Below are 4,561 nucleotides of genomic sequence, written 5' to 3' on the forward strand. Positions count from 1 at the left end.
GGGGGGGCCCGGATGCCGGCCGCCTGGTGCGGGTGTCTGGTTATGCGGTTACGTTGCTACGCGATCACGCGGTCGCGAGGATGTCGACGACGAACACGAGGGTGTCCGTTGCCGAGATGCCCGCGGTCGTGTTGCCGGTGCTGCCGTAGCCGAGCGCCGGCGGGATGACGATGACGACCTGCGAGCCGACAGTCTGGCCGATCAGGCCCTGGGCGAAGCCGGGGACGACGTTGGCCGTCGCGAAGGTGGCCGGGCCGCCCTTGCCCCAGCTCTGATCGAAGACGGTTCCGGTGGCCCAGACGACGCCCGCGTACTGCACGGTCACGGTCGCACCGTCGGCGACGGTCGCGCCGTCGCCCTTCTTGAGGACCTCGGTCTTGAGCTCGGTCGGCGCGTCGTTCTTCGGGACGGTGATCGTCGGGGCGCCGTCGTCGGCGAGCACGACGGTGGGGAAACCGTCCTGCGGGGCCTGGTCCGTGCCGCTCGCGCGGGTGGGAACCTTGCCCTTGACGTCGATCACGAAGATGATGTTGTCGGTCGCGGACACCTTGAGGTCCGTGTTGCCCGTGGTACCGAACGCGTCGGCCGGCGGGACGACGACGGCGACGCGCGAGCCGATGTTGGAGCACGCGATGCCCTTGAGGATGCCGGGGATGACGGAGCCGGTCTCGGCGACGGTGACAGTCAGGCCGGCTGCGGCGCCGTAACCGCCGGCGTTGAGCTTGGCGCCCGAGGTTGCGTTGTACGCGGTGTAGGCGATCTCGACGGCGTCACCGGTGTTGACGGCTTCGCCGTCGCCCTTGGTGATCACGGTGCGCTGGGTCGCGGTCGCCGCGAGCGGCGCCGTGAAGGTAACGGTGGGCTCGACACCGGCGTCACCGGCGACGGTGACGGCGTCGGAGCTCGTGCCGGGGTCGGTGCACGTCAGTGCGGCGGCGGATGCCGTCGGCGTCGACGACGGGGATCCGCTGCACCCGGTGAGGGCGAGCACCGCGACGGTTGCGACGGCGAGGAGGGCAGGAAGTTTGCGCACGCTGATCTTTCTTTTTCGAGAATGGTCTCTTCGATGATGGGCCTCGGCCAGTATGGACCATGCATCTATGAGGAACCTGAGTCGGCCAGCCGGCGGAGGCCCGACGGCGGCACGCGGAAGCGGGCACCCGGAAGCGGACGCCCGGCGGCAGTCGCTAACCGACGTTGGTGTCGGGAGCTCCTGTCGCGGGGACACCGGTCGCGACGGGCGCGGTCGCCGCCGCCGTCAGCACGTCGACGACGATGACGACGTTGTCATCCGCGTGGAGGTCGAGGTCGATGTTCTCCTTCGCTCCCCAGGCGTCCACCGGACTCGCGACGACGGCCACCCGGGAACCCACCGTCGAGCAGGTGACGCCCTTGACGATAGCGGGCAGTGTGCCGTTCGGTGCGTCGAGGTTCACGCCGACGGGGGCTCCGGTGTCGAGTCCCGAGGTGCCTGGCCCGAATCCGCGGGCGTCGATCTTAGCCCCGGTCCTGCCGTTGTAGAACGCGACGCCGAGTTCCACGTAGTCGCCGGTCTGCACCGGGACGCCGGTACCGACGGTCATGACGGTGCGCTCGGTGTCCGCGGCGGTCAGCGGCGTGGTGAAGGTGACCTCTGGCGCACTGCCGATGGCCCCCGGCGCGACCACGGCGTCGGAGGCGGCCCCCGGCTGGGCGCAGCCGGCTGGGGCGGCGGGCGACCGGGTCGCTGCCGGGCTGCATCCGGCGAGCGCGAGCACAACGCAGACCGCGACGAGACCGGCGGAGACTCCGAGGGAGATAAGGGCGGGGTAGCTGCGCACGGGTGGACCTTCTTGTCGGCGGGCGGCCCCGATTGGCGCGCCCGCCGTGCATTATGGCGTATCGAGGCGAACGGGAAGGTTCACGTCCCCCGCTCCGGACGCGGCCTACAGCCCTTCGGCGATCGCCGCGGTCGCGTAGAGCCAGGCCTCACGGGTGCGCGGGGCGAGGGCGTCGATGTTGAGCGGCCCGCCGGCGACGAGCGCCGGATCGTACGGCACGTCGACGACGGTGCGGGTGAGCTGGCTGAAGTGGTCGTGCAGCCGGGCGGACAGGGCGCGGTCGGCGGTCTTCGCCGGGGACGCGAGTACGGTCACGGCCTGGGCGACCTTGTCGCCGTGCCCCTTGAGCCGCAGCCCGTCGAGGAGGGACGCCGCGCCGTACGCGGTGTCCTCGCGAATCGTCGACACGACCACGAGCTGGTCGGCGGTCTCGACGGCCGCCTCCCAGTTGGAGGCGCGCATGTTGTTGCCGGTGTCGATGATCAGGATCCGGTAGAAGCGGCTGAGCGCGGCGTGGAGCTTGCCGAACGCGACGTCGTCGATGCTCGCGGCTCCGGCGGGGTCCAGGTCGGAGGCGAGCGCGTCGAAGCGTGCGTCGCCCTGGTTGCGCACGTACTTGTCGAGGTCGCCGACCCTGGCCGACGTCGAGTAGGCGAAGTCCTCGAGGTCGCGCAGCAGGTCAACGGCCGTGTTCGTGTGCTGGGCGCCCTGCGCCCGCACGCCGAGGGTGCCCATCGTCTCGTTGTTGTCCCAGGCGAGGGTGTACCCGCCACGGTGGATGCCGAAGGTCGCGGCGATCAACAGGGTCGCGGTGGTCTTGTGCGCGCCACCCTTGGGGTTGAGCACCACGATCGTGCGAGGACCGCTCAGGCTGCGCTGCACGGCCGCGATCGCGGCACGGCGGGCGAGTTCGCTCCGGCCGGGCGAGGGGTTCACGAGTCCGCCGGTGACCCTGCGCACGGTGCCCTGCCAGCCGAGGAGGGCCGGGCCGGCCACGATCGCGGGGCGGGAGCTCATGAAATCGGCGAGGTTCGGACCGTCTTCCGCTGCGACAAGGGTCGGGTGCTGTGCAGGCACGAGCAGAGCGGAGGACGCGGAGATCGGCGTGGACCGGAAGGCTGCCAACGGGCCGGCCGCGATCTCCTCATCGTCATCGTCGGCGTCGAGATCGCGGTGTTCGAAGATGATGTCCTCGAAGAGTCCGGGCGGCGGTACTGGCGTGCGGCGGGGTCCGGCGGGCAGGGACTCGGCGGCCTGCGAGGCGTCGTGCCCGGATGCGGGCTCACCCGCGCCGTCCGTGCCTGCGAGGGCATCCGCTTCGGCTTCCGCTTCTGCTTCGGCTTCTGCTTCGGCTTCCGCCTCACGCTCCAACACTGACTCGGCGTCCGCCTTGTCGACGGAGGTCCGCGCCGCGGCATCGAGGGGGTCACCGAGGGCCGCGAGCTCTGCCAATTCCTCGAGGGCGTCGATCGGTTCCATCGGTTCGGCCATGAATGCCGCTGCGCTGCGGTCTCCGGAGTGCGCCATGGTGCGCTTGGCGGCCTTGCCCTGCGACGCTGCGGGAGCTTCGGCTTCGGTGCGTGCGGCGGCCGGGATGAAGTCGCCCGCGGCCTCCACTTCGCCGTCCGGGTGGACGACAAGGGGCCATTGGCCCTGCTCGTCGTCGGCGGTCAGCCGCACCGGGCGACCGAGTACACGGGCGGCATCCGTCACGCGGTTGATGATCTCTTCACGAACACCAGCCTCGTCGCCGGCCGTCACCTGCTGGCCAACCCCGTCGATGATCAGCTCGCCGGTTCCGTTGCTACGAATCGTTGCCTGGATGCGAGGAGGTACGGATACTTCGTGTTTCATGGTCAGCCTTTTTTCCGTCGAGCTCAGCTCTTCGTTCTTTGGTGCGCTCCGGAATAACTGGACCGCGCCACAGACCAGCCTAACGGGCGGGAGTGCTTACCCCTCGTTTAGGCGTGATTCTTCCTCAGCTGTGCCCTCGGCGACCACGCACCGACGTGCGGAACGCACCCCTGAGCGCACCCGACCTCGCGAGAGTCGCCGTTCGCGCCGACGGTTGCCGCCATACCAGGGTCACTCGACGGAAACGGCGACTCTCGGTGGTTATCGCGTGCGCCTGTGGTCGCAGGCGCGAGTCGTATGCTCGGATGGCCGGCGCCGTGTGCGGATGCCGAGCCGGGCATCCGCTATCGGCGAACTCCGTTCGCCTGTTCAGCCCAGAGGCTCAGCCCGGGAGCGGCAGGTTTTCGGCCTCGGGGTGCCAGCGGATGGCGCGGAGGCCCGAGCGGGTGGCGTGGGTGTCGTCGTGGCCGTTCTGGCGGCGGCACTCGACGAGGTCCTGGGTCGACGTGATGTGCGGGTCGCGGCAGGAGTTGGCGTAACTCGTGTAATCCGTCTCGAGCAGGAGTTCATCATCGGTCATGGCGGTGCATTTCTGGTTCCCAGCACTGTTTCGTGGTGCACGACACCGCCGGCCTGCGTCGTGCGCCGGCAACGGTGCCTGGTGGTTCAACTGCTTCGGACGGTGGTGAGCTACACCCACTGCGGGCATCGAGCCGGTCGTCACTCTCGCGTGGGGTGTCGACGGATCGACACTCCATGCACGGTGTTCTGCTGCTGACCAGATTAGGGCCGGGGCCGACGGATGCCCAGTAAAACTGATGAATCGTCACATAAACGTCACTGTGTTACGGGCGTGTCACCGGGCCGGAATCGTGCGGGTGCGGGTG

Annotated in this window: 4 protein-coding genes; all 4 read right to left on the reverse strand. The window is 69.5% G+C overall.

The features are described 5' to 3' along the window. Positions 1–64 precede the first annotated feature (64 nt). Positions 65–1,033, reverse strand: a complete 969-nt coding sequence (locus QN357_RS17890; RefSeq protein ID WP_322140606.1) for an FKBP-type peptidyl-prolyl cis-trans isomerase — start codon at positions 1,031–1,033, stop codon at positions 65–67. Between the two features lie 154 nt (positions 1,034–1,187). Continuing rightward, complete coding sequence (locus QN357_RS17895) at positions 1,188–1,820, reverse strand: hypothetical protein (protein WP_322136593.1); 633 nt, start codon at positions 1,818–1,820, stop codon at positions 1,188–1,190. A gap of 105 nt (positions 1,821–1,925) precedes the next feature. Beyond that, the gene (locus QN357_RS17900; protein WP_322136594.1) at positions 1,926–3,674 is read right to left on the reverse strand and encodes a chromosome partitioning protein; all 1,749 of its coding nucleotides are present in this window, start codon (positions 3,672–3,674) and stop codon (positions 1,926–1,928) included. Positions 3,675–4,056: 382 nt separating this feature from the next. Further along, positions 4,057–4,254 carry a hypothetical protein gene (locus QN357_RS17905; RefSeq protein ID WP_322136595.1) on the reverse strand — a complete coding sequence of 66 codons (198 nt, stop codon included), beginning with the start codon at positions 4,252–4,254 and terminating at the stop codon, positions 4,057–4,059. Positions 4,255–4,561 lie beyond the last annotated feature (307 nt).

The organism is Cryobacterium sp. RTC2.1 (assembly GCF_035018685.1).
GTDB lineage: Bacteria > Actinomycetota > Actinomycetes > Actinomycetales > Microbacteriaceae > Cryobacterium > Cryobacterium glucosi.

Excerpts from the sequence above, each read along its gene's own strand:
- QN357_RS17900 (WP_322136594.1), bottom strand. The coding sequence starts at position 3,674 with ATGAAACACGAAGTATCCGTACCTCCTCGCATCCAGGCAACGATTCGT.
- QN357_RS17905 (WP_322136595.1), bottom strand. The coding sequence starts at position 4,254 with ATGACCGATGATGAACTCCTGCTCGAGACGGATTACACGAGTTACGCC.